The following is a 17,281-nucleotide window of genomic DNA, read 5'->3' as shown; positions in this document are numbered from 1 at the left end:
GTTTGGCCTTTCCGTTTCTAAAATTTAATGTAAAACAATAAAAAATACTTGTCAAAGGAGATTCGTATGCGATTTGCACTTTTTTCTGCCCTGGCCTTGTCGGCCTGTACCAGCATCGTACCGAGCACGGCGATGCGGCTGAGCGGCCTTTCACCCACGACTGCCGATCCGGCGGACCTCGCGGTTGACCTGACCCTGCCAGCAGGCATTGATGTCAGCCCCGGTTCGGCGTTGATGCTGTTCTCAACAACACGCAGTGATACGAACGAGACTGCGGCGGGTACTTTCGCGCTGCAACGCGACGGTTCTGTCTTTAAAGTGAACCCAGCCGACTACGCCGAGCTGCGCAGCTTGCAGGCCACCGCGCGCGCTTGGAACGCGGAAAATGCCGACGCAACCAAGGGCTCTCTCTCGATCAGCCTTTCACCTTGCCGCTTGGATGCAGGCCCCGAAGATGATGCGCGCGTCAGTGTTGCGGTCCGCATGGCACCGGACGGTGCGTTCCTGCCACTCGTCCGTAATGGGCCGCTATCTGCCGTCACGTCAGAGGAACAATTGCGCGATATGCCCGACTGTCCTTAAGCGAATTGTTGAAAAAGCGCCGGGGCATTGCTAATTTCAGGTTATGCCCTGCGCCGGGGCCGTGACGGCGCGCTTTAAGGAGGACAATGCACTGTCTCTTTCCACCTCGGCCGCGTCGGCGGCCAACACCGGAGCCCCAGCAATGAGCGCTCCGAAAACTGCGACCAGCGAAAGCCTTTTGGCCGCTGTTCTCAAATCCCTCGATGATGACAAAGGCGAAGACATCGTGCAGATCAATCTGCGCGGGCGCTCTGAGATGGGTGATTACATGGTCATCGCTTCCGGCCGTTCGACCCGGCAGGTCACCGCCATGGCGGAAAAACTGACCGACCGGCTCAAGCAGGAATATGGCGTCATTTCCAAGATCGAGGGCAAGGATGCAGGCGACTGGGTCCTGATCGACACGGGCGATGTCATCGTCCACATCTTCCGCCCCGAAGTGCGCGAGTTCTACCAGCTCGAAAAGATGTGGCAGACCGGGGCGGCCTCGACCGCCTGATGCGCGTCCAGATCTGCGCTGTGGGCCGATTGCGCAAAGGGCCCGAGCGCGAGCTGTATGACGACTATCTCACCCGGTTCGACCGGACCGGGCGGGCCTTGGCACTTGGCCCCGCGCAACTCATCGAAGTGGATGATAAAAAGGGCGGCGGTATGGCCGCCGAAGCCATGCTTTTGCGTCGCGCTATTCCCGATGGCGCACTGGTGTGCACATTGGACGAGCGCGGTAAGCTGATGTCGTCGCCTGACTTTGCCGCACAACTCGGGACATGGCGCGACCAGGGGCGCCAAGATCTGACCTTTGTGATCGGTGGGGCTGACGGGATTGATCCTGACCTGCGCGGGCGCGCGGACGCATCGCTCAGCTTTGGCAAGATGGTCTGGCCGCATATGCTGGTGCGCGTCATGCTGGCCGAACAGCTTTACCGGGCCGCGTCCATTCTTGCCGGCGGACCCTACCACCGCGCTTAGCGGTTTGCGCGCCCCTCGCGATGCGCTAAACCTCTGATCAAATCAAATGGAGTTTCCCATGCCAGCCCCCAAACCCGTTGTTCTGTGTATCCTCGACGGCTGGGGCCTGCGCGATGACAGCACCGCAAACGCCCCCATACTCGCCAATACCCCCAATTTTGACGCGATCATGCAGGGGCCGCATGCCCAGCTGATCACGCACGGCAACGATGCAGGTCTGCCATCGGGCCAGATGGGCAATTCAGAGGTCGGGCACACCAATATCGGCGCAGGCCGTGTCGTTGCCATGGACCTTGGCCAGATTGAGCTAGCGATTGAGGATGGATCGTTCTTCAAAGCTGACGCGCTACAGAATTTCATCGCAAAGATGAAGGACAGCAGCGGTGTAGCGCATCTGATGGGTGTCGTTTCTGACGGTGGGGTGCACGGGCATATCGACCACATTATTGCCGCCAGCAAGGTGATCACAGATGCAGGTGTGCCCGTTGCGATCCACGCCATCACCGACGGGCGCGACGTGGCCCCAAAATCAGCCGCCGATTTCGTTGCCGAACTGCAGGACAAACTGCCCGACGACGCCACAGTCGCCACTGTCATCGGGCGCTACTACGCCATGGACCGCGACAACCGCTGGGAACGGGTTGAAACCGCCTATAACGCCATGATCAAAGGGCAGGGCAACACCGCAGACACGCCCAGCGCCGCAGTCAAGGCGGCCTACGACGCTGACAAGACCGATGAATTTATCCCGGCATCAGTCATCGGTGACTATTCAGGGCTGGCCACAGGCGACGGTTTCTTCTGCCTCAACTTCCGCTCTGACCGGGCACGCGAAATCCTGGCCGCCATCGCCGACCCGGATTTCGACGGGTTCGACCGGGACAAGCCCGACCTCGCCGCCCGCCTGGGCATGGTCAGCTATTCCGACAAGCATGACCAATGGTTCGACATCGTCTTCCCCAAGCGGGATATCCAGAACACCCTTGGCGCCTGGGTCGCCAAACAAGGGCTGCGGCAGTTCCGGCTCGCCGAAACCGAAAAATATCCGCATGTGACCTTCTTCCTCAACGGCGGCATCGAAACGCCCGAAAAGGGCGAAGACCGGTATATGGCTCAATCGCCAAAGGTCGCCACCTACGACATGCAGCCCGAAATGTCGGCGGGTGAGGTGACCGAACACTTCGTCAAGGCAATCGAAGACGGCTACGATCTGATCGTGACCAACTACGCCAACCCCGACATGGTCGGGCATACCGGTGATCTGGACGCGGCGATCAAGGCCTGCGAAGCGGTCGATCAGGGGCTGGGCGAGGTGCTGAAGGCGCTCAAAGCCGCAGGTGGCGCGATGATTGTCACTGCCGATCACGGCAATTGCGAAACCATGGTTGATCCCGAAACCGGCGGTCCGCACACCGCACACACGACCAACCCGGTGCCGGTCATCCTTGTCGGCGGGCCGGATGGAGCGAGATTGCAGGATGGACGGCTTGCCGATCTGGCGCCAACACTTCTTGATCTGATGGGGCTCGACCTGCCCCCCGAAATGACAGGGCAAAGCCTGATCAAATGAGGCTCGCCGCATTTCTGATCTGTCTGGCACTGCCAGTCCAAGCCCAAAGCCCAGAGGCTGCGGCCGGCACGGCGATGGACCGCCTGCTGGCCGCTCGCACCCAGCTGGAACAGGCGCAAACCAAACGCGACCGGGTCAAGGCGCTGACAGAAACGGTGCAGGCCTATGAAGACGGGCTGGCGGCGATGCGTGACGGGTTACGGCAGGTTGCAACGCGTGAGGCGGCGCTGACGGCCGAACTCAGCGCGCGGCGCGATGAACTCAGCGATCTGATCGGCGCGCTGCAGGCCATCGGGCGGACACCGACCCCCGTTCTGCAAAGCCATCCGCAAGGCCCACTTGCCGCCGCGCGCGCCGGCGGGATCGTGGCCGATCTGACACCGGCGCTGGAAACCCAGGTGTCAGCCTTGCAAGAGCAATTGTCGGAACTGGACCGCTTGCGCACCCTCCGGATCAAAGCGGCCGAAACACTGACCGATGGGCGCGAGGCGGCACAAACCGCCCGCACGGCCTTGGGCATCGCGATCTCCGAACGGACCGACCTGCCGCAGCGCTTCAGCGAAGACTCGGTACAAACCGCTCTACTCGTGGCCAGTGCCGAAACGTTGGACGGGTTTGCGCGGGGGTTGGCTGGATCGCTGCCGTCATCCGACACCGGGCTGACGGCAGAGGGGAACCTGCCACTCCCCGTCGCAGGTTACGTTCTGCCGGACAACGGTCAGGGGCGCCCTGGCGTGCGGATCGCCGCCCAGCCGCAGGCGCTGGTCACCACACCGGTCGCCGCAACGCTGTTGTTTCACGGTGCGGTTCTGGATTACGGCAGCGTGGTCATCCTTGAACCCGCGGCAGACGTGCTATTTATTATCGCAGGCATGGAACAAACCTTTGGAACAGCAGGCCAGATCTTGCCCGCAGGCGAAGCCATCGGTCTGATGGGTGGCAACGGGCAGGCAGATGACGGTATTTTGAGCGAAAATGCTGTCTTTGATGACGATCAGACGCAGCAAACCCTTTATCTTGAGGTCAGGTCCGGGCAAAGTCCCGTGAATCCGGACACCTGGTTCGCGCTCGAGTAGGATAGGATACGATAATGAAAAAGCTGATATTGGCCGCAATCGGCGGCGCTGCTCTGGGGCTTGTGGCCACCAGCCAGATTGCCGGGCCGCTACTGGCGCAGGAATCCAAAAACAACGCAAGCGTCTACGAACAGCTGGACCTTTTCGGCGACATCTTCGAACGGATCCGCGCCGGCTATGTCGAGGACGTTGATGACAAGGAACTGATCGAGGCGGCAATCAACGGCATGCTGACTTCGCTTGATCCACATTCCAGCTATCTGTCCGCTGACGATGCCGCCCGTATGCGGGTGCAGACATCCGGTGAATTCGGCGGGCTCGGGATAGAAGTCACGCAGGAAGAAGGCTGGGTCAAGGTCGTCTCCCCGATGGATGGCACCCCCGCCGACGCCGCCGGGGTCATCGCCGGTGATTTCATCACCGCCGTGGATGGCGAAAGCGTGCTGGGGCTGACATTGGACGACGCGGTCAACATGATGCGTGGCCCGGTGGGGTCCGAAATCATCATCACCATCGTGCGCGAGGGCGAGGTTGAACCGTTCGACGTGTCCATCATCCGCGACACGATCAAACTGACCGCCGTGCGCAGCCGGACCGAAGGCAATGCCGTTGTCCTACGTGTGACCACCTTCAACGATCAGACTTTCCCCAATCTGCGCGAAGGCCTCGCCAAACAGGTTGAGGATGCCGGGGGCATCGAAAATGTCGATGGCTTCGTGCTGGATCTGCGCAACAACCCGGGCGGTCTGCTGAATCAGGCAATCTATGTGTCGGACGCATTCCTTGACGCTGGCGAAATCGTGTCCACCCGTGGACGCGATGCAGCGGATGGGGAACGGTTCAATGCCGAACCGGGTGATCTGGCCCAGGGCAAACCCATCGTTGTGCTGATCAATGGCGGCTCCGCCTCAGCCTCTGAAATCGTGGCGGGGGCCTTGCAGGATCACCGCCGGGCGATTGTTGTAGGCACCAAATCTTTTGGTAAGGGGTCTGTGCAAACAGTTGTTCCCCTACGCGGTGATGGCGCCATGCGTCTGACCACCGCGCGCTATTACACCCCATCAGGCCGGTCGATCCAGGCACTGGGCATTTCGCCTGACATCATCGTCGAACAGCCGCGGCCACGCCCCACCTCGGACGAGGATGATGAGGACCAGCCGCGTCAGCAGCGGTCAGAGGCGGACCTGCGCGGATCGCTCGACAATGACAGCCTGACCGAGGATGAAATTCGCCAGATCGAAGAAGACCGGGCACGGGCAGAGGCCGCAGCGCAACTGCGCGAGGATGATTATCAGTTGGCTTATGCGATCGACATCCTCAAAGGGTTGAACGCGCTGGGGCCGACTGCGCTGCTTGATCCCTGAATCGTTTCGCGACAAGTCGTAAGCTCAAACAACAACGGTTGCCCGGATTCTGGGCAACCGTTTCTCTCTTTGAAGGATCTTCAACCATAGGTTGCATATCTGTTTTTACTCATGCTATTCTTGCGAAGTTATGGGTGGGGGCGATTGACGAGGGCATCGTGACACGATCACTTCAAGGGATGGAAATTCTCCTGATCGAGGACAATTTCCTGATCCTTTACGAAACAAAACTGATCCTGGAAGAGGCGGGTGCGACTGTCACAACTGCCGGGTCAGTTAAAGAATGTTTGCCGCTGTGCGAAGCAGACTATCATGCGGCCATTCTCGACATTGATCTGCCGGACGGAACGGTTCAGCCCGTCGCCGAACGGCTGCACATGCGCCATACACCGCTAATCTTCCACTCCGGCAGCACAGATAATCCTGCCATCTTCCCGCAGTTTCCCGATGCCGTCATCCTGATCAAACCAGCCAGTGAAAATCAGCTTGTGGCATCGGTTCACAAGCAGGCCCTGGCGTCAGGCAGACAACTTGGGGAAGAACCGGGGTCCGGCGCATCTCAGGCCTTGGCCCGTTCGCCCGCCGGGTCATAAAACGGCTTCAACTGTGCCTCTGCCCTGATACGGGTACCCATCACGTCGATCTCATAAGTACTCGCCAGCATCTCTTCCGGTTTTTCACCCGGCTGGGCGCAAGGCACATATCCCATGCCTACGGCCGCCCCCAGATGATGGCCATAGCCGCCGGACGACAGGTAGCCGACAAACTCACCATCCCGCAGGATCGGCTCGTTATGATACAAAAGCGGCTCCGGGTCCGTGAGCTTGAACTGCACCAGACGGCACGCCAGCCCTTCCTCACGCTTGCGCAGCACGGCATCGCGGCCAATGAAATCGGGCTTGTCCGTCTTGACGGCAAAGCCCAAACCGGCCTCCAACACGTGATCTTCAGACGTGATGTCATGGCCGAAATGGCGGAACCCTTTTTCCATCCGGCAGGTGTCCATCATATGCATGCCGCACAGGCGCATGCCAAAGTCAAATCTCGCCGTCGCCAGCGTTTCAAACACATGCCCGCACATGTCGGACGGGATATATACCTCCCACCCCAACTCACCCACATAAGTCACACGGTGAACACGGGCGAGCGCCATGCCGATCTCGATCGCCTGCGCGGTGCCAAACGGGTTGACGTCATTCGAAAAATCGTTGGGCGACACCGCCTGCAGCAATTCGCGTGACCGCGGCCCCATGATCGCCAGCACACCTTCGCCTGCGGTCACATCCGTTATCACAACGTTGAAATCACCCTTGTTACGGCGCATCCAGGTCTGGTCCGCAAGCCGGGTAGCGGCGGGGGTAACCACCAGATAGCAATCCTCCTCGATCCGCGTCACCGTCACATCCGCCTCAATCCCGGCACGGCTGTTCAGAAACTGGGTATAGACAATTTTGCCCACAGGCACGTCATATTGGCCGCTGCCAATATGGTTCATGAATGCAGTTGCATCGGCCCCCTCGACCCGGATTTTGCCGAATGAAGACATGTCATACATGCCCACATTCTGGCGCACGGCCATATGCTCCTCCCGGACATTGTCGAAAAAGTTCTGGCGCGACCAACTGTATTCGTACCTGGCTTCCTGCGCCTCGCGGGCGAACCAGTTGGCGCGCTCCCACCCGGCCAACTCACCCATCACCGCACCCCGGTCCAGCAGATGCTGGTGGAAGGGCGTCCGCCTGACCCCCCGCGCGGTCGCCTTTTGCCGGTAAGGGAAATGGTCAGCATAAAGCAGGCCGAGCGTTTCCTTGGACCGCTCAAACAGATAGGTCTTGTTGCCCTGAAACGGCTGCATGCGGGCAATATCCACATCGCCCAGATCAAACGGTTTTTCGCCACTCTCCATCCATTGGCTCAGGGCCATGCCTGCACCACCGGCCGACTGGATCCCGATGGAGTTGAAACCAGCAGCGACCCAGACATTGTCCATCTCGGGTGCCAGCCCCAGATGATAGGCATCGTCAGGGGTAAAGCTCTCGGGGCCATTGAAAAACGTATGGATGCCAGCATCGGCCAGCATCGGCATGCGTTCCACTGCGGCCTCCAGAATGGGTTCGAAATGGTCGAAATCCTCCTGCAGCTGATCGAACTCGAAATCTGCCGGAATACCATCCATCGCCCAGGGCTTGGCATTGGGCTCAAACGCGCCCAACAACATCTTGCCCGCGTCTTCCTTGTAATAGGCACATTCATCCGGCACCCGCAGCACCGGCATCTGGGTCAGGCCCGCAATCGCTTCGGTGACGATATAGAAATGTTCACAGGCGTGCAGCGGCACATTGACGCCCAGCATGCGGCCCACCTGATGCCCCCACATGCCCCCACAATTGACCACCATGTCGCAGGCGACATGACCCGTCTCATCACCCTGCGCCCAATCCACGCCGGTGATCCGGCGACCATCACGGCGGACACCCGTGGCAAGCGTCCGCTCAATCACCTTTGCACCATTCTGGCGGGCCCCTTTGGCCAGCGCCAAGGCGATATTCGCCGGATCACCCTGACCATCAAGCGGCAGATAGACGCCCGCAGTGACACCATCAATGTTCAGATGCTCATAACGCTCCTTGACCTCGGTGGGCGAGATTTCCTCCACATCCACACCAAACGCCCGGGCCATCGCAGCCTGGCGATAAATCTCTTCCTTACGCTCATCGGTCAGTGCAACCGTAATTGACCCGCAGCGCTTGAAACCCGTTGCCACCCCGGTTTCCGCTTCCAGATTGCCGTAAAGCTCCTGAGAATACTTGGCGAGCTTCGTCATGTTCGCCGTCGCCCGCAACTGGGCGATCAGCCCGGCCGCATGCCAAGTCGTGCCCGACGTCAGTTGCTTGCGCTCCAGCAGCACCACATCTGTCCAGCCCAGCTTGGCCAGATGATAGGCGACAGAACAGCCGATAACGCCACCACCAATGATGACAACGCGCGCGGAAGAAGGGGGGGTAGCCATCGGTCTAGCAGTCCTAAAATGAATATTTACCGGATAATTTCACGAAATATGTCATACGTCACGCGCAATCCGCTACAATATCGGCGTTTTTCGGCGAAAGCGCCTAAACAACTTCATGCCCGGCCTCACGAATGACCTCTGCCAGCCGCCTGATATGGGCCGGTCCCACCTCGCAGCAGCCGCCCACAATCGTGGCGCCTTGCGCGATCCAGCCCAGCGCGAAGTCCGCATAGGCCTCCGGTCCCAGATCACGGCGGGCGGACAGACTATCAACGGTAGGCTTGTCTTTCAGGAAATCCTTGGTGATTTGCTGAAACCCGTTGGCATAGGCCCCGAAGGGCAGATCACCCTCCGCCAGAGCAGCGACAGCCGCAGCCATCGCCTCGGGTGCGGCGCAATTGGCCAACAGCGCCGATGCGCCCTCTGCAATTGGCAAAACATCCGCCAGCTTCTCGCCCGAGCGCAGGCGCGTGCCATCCTCATCATCGACAGTCATTGACAGCCAGACCGGTTTGCCCGCCGTCAGCGCCCCTTCCAGCACCGCGCGGGCGTGATCGACCGATGCAATCGTTTCGCAAATCAGTAAATCCACCTCAGGCCCGAGGATCTGCGCCACCTCGGCATAAAGCGGTACGGCCACATCATGTGCCGGATGTATGTCGGGGCGATAACTGGCGATCAGCGGCCCGATGGACCCGGCAATGCGGCCATGGCCGGCGCAAGCGGTCCGTGTTTCAGCAACCGCCGCCATATGCAACGCGGCGAACTGCTCCTCCAGTCCCGAACCGGCCAACCGATCACGATGAATGGCATAGGTATTGGTCACATGCACCGACGCACCGGCGGCCACATAATCGCGATGCACATCAGCCACCATGCCGGGGTGATCAACCATCACCTGCGTCGACCACAGCGGGGTCGGCGCGTCTCCGGCACGATGGATCAACTCCTGGCCCATCCCGCCATCCATCAACGTAATCCCGGTCATGGATAAATCTCCGCGAACTTCGCCTTGTATAGGGCGATCATGTCATCTTCGGTCACCCCGTCATCATAGGGCGGGGTCCAGATCATACTGGCATGGGTCAGACTGATCTCGACCAGACAGGTAATGCGCCGGGCGAGATCGCCAAATGTATCCAGCCACATCGGATGCCGTTCGGCAAACCAATCCGATCCCTTGCGGTGCAGTGCTGCCGTACCGCCCGCGCGAACGGCAATACGTCGAAACGGGTCGATGAAATTCACCTCGACGGCCGGATGCGCGGTCAAGTTCCGCCGGGTTCCGGGGGAACGGATGTCGCTATAGGCGATCGTGGCCTCATCCAGCACCAGAAACGTACCTTTGGGGGACACCGCCGGGGTGCCATTCGGCGTAACCGTCGCCACAAACCCCAAAGGGAAGGTGGCGATCAGATCTGTCATTTCTGTCGTCAGCATCAGGCCCGGATCCGGGCATTCTCAGGATCCCAAAGCGGCTGGTCGGGCTGGACCGTCGCCGCAAATCGCTCCCCATAGATATCCACCTCGACCTTGGTGCCCGGCTCTACCAGATCGGCGCGCAACATGCCCAGCGCCACGGATTTGCCGACGCGGTAGCCCCACGCGCCTGATGTCGTCTCACCAACCACCTCATCGCCCGCCCAAATCGGCGACATGTAAGGCGCATCGCACTCCCCCGGCGCGTCCAGCGTCAGCGTGACAAAGCGTTTGGCCAAACCTTGCTGTTTCTCAGACAGGATCGCTGCCTTGCCGGGGAAATCCTGTGGCTTGTCCAGTTTCACAAACCGGTCCAATCCACCCTGCAGCATCGAATAATCCGTCGAAAGGTCGCCCTTCCAGGCGCGATACCCTTTTTCGATGCGCAATGAATTGAGGGCGTACATCCCAAACGGCTTCAGCCCATGCGGCGCGCCTGCCTTCAACACAGCATCAAAAACCTTCTTGGTGTCAGCGACCTGAGAATGAATCTCCCACCCCAACTCCCCGGCAAAAGAGACACGGACCAATTGGACCCATGTGCCATCAATCTGTGCGGATTGATGGGTCAGCCAACCTTGGGTCAAATCTGCATCGCAACAATCGGCCAAGATATCCCGCGACTTAGGCCCAGTCAGGATCTGGCAGGAAAACGCGGTTGTCACATCTTCCAGCGTAAACCCCGCATCGACGGGCAGGTGACCGCGCAGCCACTCAAAATCATGCCACTGGGCGGGGGCAGCGGTAATCAGGAAAAAGAAATCCTCATCCAGCCGCATCGCCGACATCTCGGTCACGATCCGGCCCCGGTCATCGGCAAAGTAAAGCAGACCGATCCGACCCACCTTTGGAATGCCACCGGTACAAAGACCCCGCAGGAATTCCGCCGCACCCTCACCCTTCAACCGATAGCGCGAAAACCCCGGCAGATCAAGGATACCGGCCGCATCGCGCACCGCCTCGCATTCTTCGCGCACCCGCGGCTCCCACGGGCCGGTCCGGGCCCATGTCTCGGTCGCCGCCAGAGAGGTATCGTCGCCATCCTTGGCGTACCAGTTCGCGCGCTCCCACCCATTATAGGCACCCATCTGGCCACCCATTTCACGCACCTTCGCATCCACCGGCGACAGCTTCTTGTCACGGCCCGCAGGCCATTCGTGATGCGGGAAGTGCATGGCGTATTCGTGGCCATAGACCTCCACCGCCTTGGCGTGGCAATAGTCGAAATCGGTATAGTCGGTGTAGCGGCGGGGATCGACAGCCCACATATCCCACTCGGTGTGACCATCGACGATCCATTCTGCGGCGACCTTGCCTGCGCCACCACCCTGGGTGATGCCAAAGGTAAAGACACAAGCCTCATAGGCGTTCTTCACCCCCGGCATCGGGCCAATGAGAGGCAGACCATCTGGGGCATAGGGGATCGGGCCATTGATCACACGGCCCACGCCAGCGGTGCCAAGGATCGGAACCCGGGCCATCGCGTCCTCAATATACCACTCCAGACGCTCCAGATCGTCAGGATACAGCTGAAACGAAAAATCATCCGGCTGCGGATCGTCCGGGGTCACCCAATGGGCCTTGCAGTTACGCTCATAAGGGCCAAGGTTCAGCCCGTTCTTATCCTGGCGCAGGTAATAGGAACTGTCGACGTCGCGCAGCAGCGGCACCTTGCGCCCGTTTGCCTCAGTCCAGGCTTTCAACTCAGGGATTTCCTCGGTCAGGAAATACTGGTGCGACATGGTGACCATCGGAACCGTGCGGCCACCATAAGGTTTGAACCATTCGCCGACCCGCTGGGCATAATATCCAGCGGCGTTGACCACCTTCTCACAGGCGATATCGCCCTTGTCGGTATGCACGATCCAGCCGTCCTTTGTCTGGGTCACACCTGTGGCGGGGCAGAACCGCTCGATGCGCGCGCCCATCTGGCGGGCACCCTTGGCCAGCGCCTGCGTCAACTGGGCGGGGTCGATATCGCCATCATCTGGATCATAAAGCGTGCCTTCCAGATCATGGGTTTCCAGAAACGGATACATGTCCTGCGCTTCATCCGGCGTCATGATCTTCAGGTTCAACCCCTGATAATTCGCCATGCCCATGGCCCGGGCAAATTCCTGCATCCGCTCCTTACTATGCGCCAGCCGGATCGACCCGGTGACGTGATAGTTCATCGGATAATCCACCTCATCCGCCAGCCCTTTATAAAGGCTCAGGGAATAGCGCTGCATGTTCATCACCGCCCATGAGGTGCTGAAAGACGGGCAATTGCCAGCCGCATGCCATGTCGAGCCGGCGGTCAACTCGTTCTTTTCCAACAGCACACAATCGGTCCAGCCTTTTTTTGCCAGATGGTACAGTGTGGATACGCCAACCACGCCGCCGCCAATAATGACAACGCGGGCAGAGCTTGGAAAATCAGCCATGGATCACTCTTTCATTCAGTCTGGGATATGCGGCGCATCTGCCGGGATGGTGTAATAATCGCCCGCATCAGCGGCAAAGATATGCTTGCCCGGCGTCATGCCCGTAGGCAGATCCAGACAGCCAGCAGCGATACCCAAATGATCGGCGCCATTGGGCTGGTAGAACAGGCTGGACCCGCAGAACTTGCAAAATCCCCGGCGGGCATGATCGGACGATTGATACCATGTCAGCCCTGCCTCCTTGCTGAACACAACATCGGCCGTCTCTGCCCGGGTGGAGGCCCAGTAATGGCCACTGGTGCGGCGGCACTGGCCGCAATGACAAAAGGTGATGGTATCGCGCGCGCCGGTGACCTCAAACGCCACCTCTCCGCATTCGCAACGCCCCTTTGTCATCGCCCTCTCCCTAGTAGACCGGTGGTGAGATGACCCAGATCACATCGCAGGTCTCTTCATACGGGTTGGCCCAGCGAAACTGTTCACCGCGCAAACGGAAACTGTCGCCGGGGTTCAGCTTGAACATCTTGTCATCCACCCAGATGTCGAAACGACCACGAACGATATAGCCGATTTCCTGCGTCGGGCGGGTCAACGGCACCACAAGCTCGGCACCCGGGGCAAAGGACGAATGGACCACCTCAAAACTGTCGGTCAGATCCGGGGACAGCAAGCCTTCGGTCAGCCCCGGGGTACGGCATCCGATGGGGCGACGGGCCTGTGCGCGAACAATGATCCCTTCCTCGCCCGGTGCCGTGCCGATCTGCAAAAGGCTGGACACCGAAACATCCAGTATCTCGGCCATGCGGTTCAGATCGATAATGGCCGGGTTCGAGATATTGCGCTCAACCTGGCTCAACCAGCCCACCGATCGGTCCATCGCCTCGGCCAATTCGGTCAGGGTCATACCCCGCGCCTTGCGTAAGGCGCGCAGGTCCGCCCCCAGCGTCCGGAAGGGCTGACGATCATCCGCCATGACTGATCCGTGAAAAATGGACATTGAATTTCATGATGCATAATCTCCATTTGATAGCAACAATAGTTTGTCACGATCTGTGCATGAAAACCATGGGTTGGGGTCAGGTGGAAAAGACATCCCTCAGTATAGTGGCCAACGCATCAGCGTCCGCCTGATCAAACGCATCTGGCTGATCGCTGTCGATATCAAACACGGCGATCAAATCACCATTCTCGTCAAAGACCGGCAAGACCAGCTCTGACCGCGTGCTGCTGGCGCAAGCGATATGACCGGGAAACGCATCAACATCCGCAACCAACTGGACCCCGCCGGTGCGGGCGGCAGCACCACAGACACCACGGGAAAACGGGATAACAAGGCAACCATGCCCGCCCTGATAAGGGCCGATCTTCAAAAGCTCCGGGGCCACAACCCGATAAAACCCGGTCCAGTCGAACCGGTCATCACTGTGATGGACCTCACATGCGACCGTGGCCATCAGGGCCACCTGATCATCTTCACCCTCGGTCAGGGATGCAATCGTCTTGGACAGGGTGGCATAGTCTACAGGCATTGGCGGGTTTTCCGTTGATCAAACAAGGCCGGTTCTATCCGGCCCCCTTGCAACAAAAAAGGGGCCACGGATGCGGCCCTTTTTCCGTTCAGATCATCATCCGATCAGGCAATGAACACCAGGTCATCCATCGAAAAGACACCACCATTGGTGATATCAGCCCCATCATAACCGCCGCCCGTGGCGCGGAATTCAATCTGGTCGATACCCGTCCAGTTCAACTCCTGCACAGTATGGGTATCAGTCAGGTCGACAGTCTGGGTAAACAGCGCGACACCATCATCAAACCCGGTAATCTCAACGGTATTGGCCAGGCCATCAGGGTTCGCATTCGTCTTGTCAGCGCGGGACCCATTGGCCAGCGAAACGCTCTTGAAATCAAACGTATCACCATCGGCACTGCGAAAACCCACCGTCGCACCCCAGCTGTTGAAGGCCTCAAGGTCGTCATCGACGTCGCCAGCGTCATAATCCAGCGACCGCAACGAACCGGCAATATTGCTTTCGCCCCGGCTGACCTCCGCGATGAACTGACCATCCAGCACCTCCGTCCCGGTCACCAGCGTCACATCGTTATCGAAATCGACCACCTGTTCGGTTGGACCATCAGGTGTGTCAACCGGGGGCAGGGCGTCGGCCACAAAAACAAGATCGTCAAAGGAATAGACGCCGGTGCCGCCTTCCGATCCGCCGGATGCCACGAATTCCAGCCGGTCAATCGCCGTGAAGTTCAACTCGGTCACCGTCTGCCCGAATTCCAGCGTCACCGTCTGCGAAAACGCAACCTCGCCATCGCGGTAGCCGATAATCTCAACCGTCTGGGCAAGGTTGGACGCATCCGGGTTGCCGCCATCGCGCAAGCCTTTGCCCAATGACACGCTCTTGAAGTCGAAATCGCTGCCATCGGTCCGTTCAAATCCCATCGTCTTGGGCAAAAACGCGTTAAAGGCTTCTTGATCACTGTCGACCTCACCGCGATCATAATCAATCGGGCGAATTTCGCCCTCACGATTGGAAAGCCCGGTGCTCAGATCGACGACAAACTGGTCCTGCAGGATCGTGTCACCATTGGAAATTGCTGCGCCGTCGTTGAAATCCAGCACATATTCGGCAGTTTCAACCGGCGGCGCGATCTCCTCGAAATTCTCGACACCGCGGAATTTGATGACATCGCCATTCGCGTAACGGATCGTGCCGTTGCCCTTGTCATTCACATCAACCACGGCGGTGCCGTCCTGCACGAATTGCAGCGTGTCGTCACCTTTGCCCATGTGCACGATGTCACCGGCATTGGCAAAAACCGTGTCATTGCCTGCCCCGGCGCGGATGAAATCGGCATCCTGCGTGCCAATGATCGTCTCATCCCCGGCCGAACCGTAAATGGCCCAGCTGTCATTGCGCTCAAAATCGGACAGATCAACCGTGGCACCATCGGTAACCTTGACGGTATCGGCGGCCAGAACCTCCATATCGTTGAAGGTAACACCATCGCCCAGCTTCAAACGGCCCTGATGGGTCAGCGCGTCGGTACCATCGCCACCGTCGATCAAAATATCTTCAAAAGGGGTCCGCCCCGATGCAACCAGAACGTCATCACCATCCAAAGCGAAAATGCTCTGCGGGTTGCTCAGGAAACGGTATTCGTCGTTGTCGTTTGTAAGCGTTGTTGTGATTGTTTCAGTCATAAAGTCTCTCTGTTTTTGTAAAATCTGCTCAAAGCGAAACCACGTTCCTTACACCGGTTCATCCGATACGGAATCGCTTGGAACATAACAAGAACATCACAGCTATTTGCCATATTTTAAAGGAATAAGCGTAGACTTGTTCTTATTTTGTTCTGATGTTGCAGATTGCCCTCACGCCGCATGATGCGGCCCTTTCCGGGCGCAGAACAACATCATGTTTAACGGACAAGATCTGGGTAAGCCGGCGCTGCTTGGGGCGCGAGAACAGAGAGGGAATTAGCCTTCGGAGAGAATCAGGAAATGCAACCTAAAGCCGTTCGATCGCAATCGCGGTGCCTTCACCCCCACCAATGCAGATTGCGGCCACTCCGCGCTTCAGCCCGCGAGTCTCAAGCGCGTTCAGCAGCGTTACCATAATCCGCGTGCCCGATGCGCCAATCGGATGCCCCAGCGCGCAGGCTCCGCCATTCACATTCACCTTGTCGCGCGCAATACCCAATTCATGCATGAAGGCCATGGGAACCACAGCGAACGCCTCGTTCACCTCCCACAGATCCACGTCGTCCACCGACCAGCCGATCTTGGCCAGAAGTTTCTGGGCGGCAGGCACGGGTGCCGTGGTAAACCAACCCGGCGCCTGCGCATGGCTGGCATGGCCCAAAATCCGGGCCCGCGCATTCGGCGCTCCCGCCTTGGCCAAAACCAATGCCGCTGCGCCATCCGAAATGCTCGATGCATTCGCCGCCGTCACCGTCCCATCCTTGCGAAAGGCGGGCCTGAGCGTCGGGATCTTTTCGGGCCGCGCCTTGCCGGGTTGCTCATCACGTGTGATGACCTCTTCGCCCGTGCGGGCATGGACCGTCACCGGCGTAATCTCAGCATCGAACGCGCCGGACCGTTCCGCATCCAGCGCATTGGAAAGGGACGCAATCGCATATTGATCCTGTGCCTCACGGGTGAACTGGAACTTTTCGGCGCAATCCTCGGCGAAGGTACCCATCAGACGACCCTTGTCATAGGCGTCTTCCAACCCATCCAGAAACATCGAATCCTGCACGGTCTGATGGCCAATCCGGGCACCACCACGCAGTTTGGGCATCAGATAGGGGGCATTCGTCATGCTCTCCATGCCCCCGGCAATCATCACATCGGCCCCGCCCCCAGCAATCTGGTCAAAGGCCATCATCGCCGCCTTCATTCCCGACCCGCACATCTTGTTCAGGGTCGTGGCCGGCACGTCCTCGCCCAAACCGGCCAGGAACGCGGCCTGCCGGGCCGGGGCCTGTCCTTGCCCCGCTGGCAGGACACAGCCCATCAGCACCTCGTCCACAGTCGACACACCGGCACCATGCAGCGCGGCCCGGATCGCGGCCCCCCCCAACGCAGGGGCGTCAACATCGGAAAACACACCCTGAAACCCGCCCATCGGCGTGCGCGCGGCACCTGTTATGACAACCTGTTCCATTCATCTCTCCTTTGGGCCAAGGCTACGCCCGCGACACAAAAACGAAAAGCCCTCAAACTGCCCCAATTCGATCATTCTGCGGCCTCGTTTAACCGGCAAACCTGACCCATAGCCAAATGGCTGATC

The 17,281-nt window shown here is 59.3% G+C and carries 16 protein-coding genes; 7 read left to right on the top strand and 9 right to left on the bottom strand.

All coding sequences use genetic code 11. The features are described 5' to 3' along the window. Positions 1 to 66: 66 nt before the first annotated feature. The 7 genes from ACFWW4_RS00415 to ACFWW4_RS00385 all read left to right on the top strand — a co-directional run bounded on the left by ACFWW4_RS00415 (position 67) and on the right by ACFWW4_RS00385 (position 6,154). A complete protein-coding gene (locus ACFWW4_RS00415) occupies positions 67 to 582 on the top strand; it encodes a hypothetical protein (RefSeq protein ID WP_411889052.1) in 516 nt (171 codons plus the stop codon). Positions 583 to 625: 43 nt separating this feature from the next. Then, entirely contained in the window at positions 626 to 1,081 is a 456-nt protein-coding gene (rsfS, locus tag ACFWW4_RS00410) for a ribosome silencing factor (protein WP_393927507.1), read from the top strand. Then, positions 1,081 to 1,551, top strand: a complete 471-nt coding sequence (gene rlmH / locus ACFWW4_RS00405; RefSeq protein WP_411889051.1) for a 23S rRNA (pseudouridine(1915)-N(3))-methyltransferase RlmH — start codon at positions 1,081 to 1,083, stop codon at positions 1,549 to 1,551. Before rsfS ends, rlmH begins: the two co-directional genes overlap by 1 nt. Positions 1,552 to 1,609: 58 nt before the next feature. Further along, a complete protein-coding gene (gene gpmI, locus ACFWW4_RS00400; protein WP_411889050.1) occupies positions 1,610 to 3,121 on the top strand; it encodes a 2,3-bisphosphoglycerate-independent phosphoglycerate mutase in 1,512 nt (503 codons plus the stop codon). Next, the gene (locus tag ACFWW4_RS00395; protein ID WP_411889049.1) at positions 3,118 to 4,197 is read left to right on the top strand and encodes a murein hydrolase activator EnvC family protein; all 1,080 of its coding nucleotides are present in this window, start codon (positions 3,118 to 3,120) and stop codon (positions 4,195 to 4,197) included. Before gpmI ends, ACFWW4_RS00395 begins: the two co-directional genes overlap by 4 nt. Positions 4,198 to 4,211: 14 nt before the next feature. Beyond that, complete coding sequence (locus ACFWW4_RS00390; protein WP_411889048.1) at positions 4,212 to 5,561, top strand: S41 family peptidase; 1,350 nt, start codon at positions 4,212 to 4,214, stop codon at positions 5,559 to 5,561. A gap of 158 nt (positions 5,562 to 5,719) precedes the next feature. Next, positions 5,720 to 6,154: a response regulator gene (locus ACFWW4_RS00385; RefSeq protein WP_411889047.1), complete on the top strand. Its 435-nt coding sequence runs from the start codon at positions 5,720 to 5,722 to the stop codon at positions 6,152 to 6,154. Here the strand turns inward: ACFWW4_RS00385 and ACFWW4_RS00380 are convergent. The 9 genes from ACFWW4_RS00380 to ACFWW4_RS00340 all read right to left on the bottom strand — a co-directional run bounded on the left by ACFWW4_RS00380 (position 6,121) and on the right by ACFWW4_RS00340 (position 17,155). Continuing rightward, positions 6,121 to 8,571, bottom strand: coding sequence for a GcvT family protein (locus tag ACFWW4_RS00380; RefSeq protein WP_411889046.1), 2,451 nt, complete (start codon positions 8,569 to 8,571; stop codon positions 6,121 to 6,123). The genes ACFWW4_RS00385 and ACFWW4_RS00380 overlap by 34 nt on opposite strands. A gap of 103 nt (positions 8,572 to 8,674) precedes the next feature. Continuing rightward, a complete protein-coding gene (locus ACFWW4_RS00375; RefSeq protein ID WP_411889045.1) occupies positions 8,675 to 9,559 on the bottom strand; it encodes a homocysteine S-methyltransferase family protein in 885 nt (294 codons plus the stop codon). Beyond that, entirely contained in the window at positions 9,556 to 10,011 is a 456-nt protein-coding gene (locus tag ACFWW4_RS00370) for a pyridoxamine 5'-phosphate oxidase family protein (RefSeq protein ID WP_411889044.1), read from the bottom strand. Before ACFWW4_RS00370 ends, ACFWW4_RS00375 begins: the two co-directional genes overlap by 4 nt. Beyond that, the gene (locus ACFWW4_RS00365) at positions 10,011 to 12,476 is read right to left on the bottom strand and encodes a GcvT family protein (RefSeq protein ID WP_411889043.1); all 2,466 of its coding nucleotides are present in this window, start codon (positions 12,474 to 12,476) and stop codon (positions 10,011 to 10,013) included. The genes ACFWW4_RS00370 and ACFWW4_RS00365 overlap by 1 nt, the downstream gene beginning before the upstream one ends. 15 nt (positions 12,477 to 12,491) lie before the next feature. Then, a complete protein-coding gene (locus ACFWW4_RS00360) occupies positions 12,492 to 12,872 on the bottom strand; it encodes a GFA family protein (RefSeq protein WP_411889042.1) in 381 nt (126 codons plus the stop codon). Between the two features lie 10 nt (positions 12,873 to 12,882). Continuing rightward, positions 12,883 to 13,473 carry a helix-turn-helix domain-containing protein gene (locus ACFWW4_RS00355; RefSeq protein ID WP_411889041.1) on the bottom strand — a complete coding sequence of 197 codons (591 nt, stop codon included), beginning with the start codon at positions 13,471 to 13,473 and terminating at the stop codon, positions 12,883 to 12,885. 79 nt (positions 13,474 to 13,552) lie between these two features. Beyond that, positions 13,553 to 14,005, bottom strand: coding sequence for a GAF domain-containing protein (locus ACFWW4_RS00350; protein ID WP_411889040.1), 453 nt, complete (start codon positions 14,003 to 14,005; stop codon positions 13,553 to 13,555). A 104-nt stretch (positions 14,006 to 14,109) separates the two neighbouring features. Further along, entirely contained in the window at positions 14,110 to 15,690 is a 1,581-nt protein-coding gene (locus ACFWW4_RS00345; RefSeq protein ID WP_411889039.1) for a hypothetical protein, read from the bottom strand. A gap of 307 nt (positions 15,691 to 15,997) precedes the next feature. After that, a complete protein-coding gene (locus ACFWW4_RS00340; protein ID WP_411889038.1) occupies positions 15,998 to 17,155 on the bottom strand; it encodes an acetyl-CoA C-acyltransferase in 1,158 nt (385 codons plus the stop codon). Positions 17,156 to 17,281: the final 126 nt, after the last annotated feature.

The organism is Yoonia sp. SDW83-1 (assembly GCF_046762885.1).
Lineage (GTDB): Bacteria > Pseudomonadota > Alphaproteobacteria > Rhodobacterales > Rhodobacteraceae > Yoonia.
This window is presented reverse-complemented; position numbering and strand designations above follow the sequence as displayed.

Excerpts from the sequence above, each read along its gene's own strand:
- ACFWW4_RS00375 (WP_411889045.1), bottom strand. The coding sequence starts at position 9,559 with ATGACCGGGATTACGTTGATGGATGGCGGGATGGGCCAGGAGTTGATC.
- ACFWW4_RS00395 (WP_411889049.1), top strand. The coding sequence starts at position 3,118 with ATGAGGCTCGCCGCATTTCTGATCTGTCTGGCACTGCCAGTCCAAGCC.
- rsfS (WP_393927507.1), top strand. The coding sequence starts at position 626 with ATGCCCTGCGCCGGGGCCGTGACGGCGCGCTTTAAGGAGGACAATGCA.
- ACFWW4_RS00350 (WP_411889040.1), bottom strand. The coding sequence starts at position 14,005 with ATGCCTGTAGACTATGCCACCCTGTCCAAGACGATTGCATCCCTGACC.
- ACFWW4_RS00415 (WP_411889052.1), top strand. The coding sequence starts at position 67 with ATGCGATTTGCACTTTTTTCTGCCCTGGCCTTGTCGGCCTGTACCAGC.
- ACFWW4_RS00390 (WP_411889048.1), top strand. The coding sequence starts at position 4,212 with ATGAAAAAGCTGATATTGGCCGCAATCGGCGGCGCTGCTCTGGGGCTT.
- ACFWW4_RS00355 (WP_411889041.1), bottom strand. The coding sequence starts at position 13,473 with ATGTCCATTTTTCACGGATCAGTCATGGCGGATGATCGTCAGCCCTTC.
- ACFWW4_RS00370 (WP_411889044.1), bottom strand. The coding sequence starts at position 10,011 with ATGCTGACGACAGAAATGACAGATCTGATCGCCACCTTCCCTTTGGGG.
- ACFWW4_RS00340 (WP_411889038.1), bottom strand. The coding sequence starts at position 17,155 with ATGGAACAGGTTGTCATAACAGGTGCCGCGCGCACGCCGATGGGCGGG.
- ACFWW4_RS00345 (WP_411889039.1), bottom strand. The coding sequence starts at position 15,690 with ATGACTGAAACAATCACAACAACGCTTACAAACGACAACGACGAATAC.
- gpmI (WP_411889050.1), top strand. The coding sequence starts at position 1,610 with ATGCCAGCCCCCAAACCCGTTGTTCTGTGTATCCTCGACGGCTGGGGC.
- ACFWW4_RS00360 (WP_411889042.1), bottom strand. The coding sequence starts at position 12,872 with ATGACAAAGGGGCGTTGCGAATGCGGAGAGGTGGCGTTTGAGGTCACC.
- ACFWW4_RS00365 (WP_411889043.1), bottom strand. The coding sequence starts at position 12,476 with ATGGCTGATTTTCCAAGCTCTGCCCGCGTTGTCATTATTGGCGGCGGC.
- rlmH (WP_411889051.1), top strand. The coding sequence starts at position 1,081 with ATGCGCGTCCAGATCTGCGCTGTGGGCCGATTGCGCAAAGGGCCCGAG.
- ACFWW4_RS00380 (WP_411889046.1), bottom strand. The coding sequence starts at position 8,571 with ATGGCTACCCCCCCTTCTTCCGCGCGCGTTGTCATCATTGGTGGTGGC.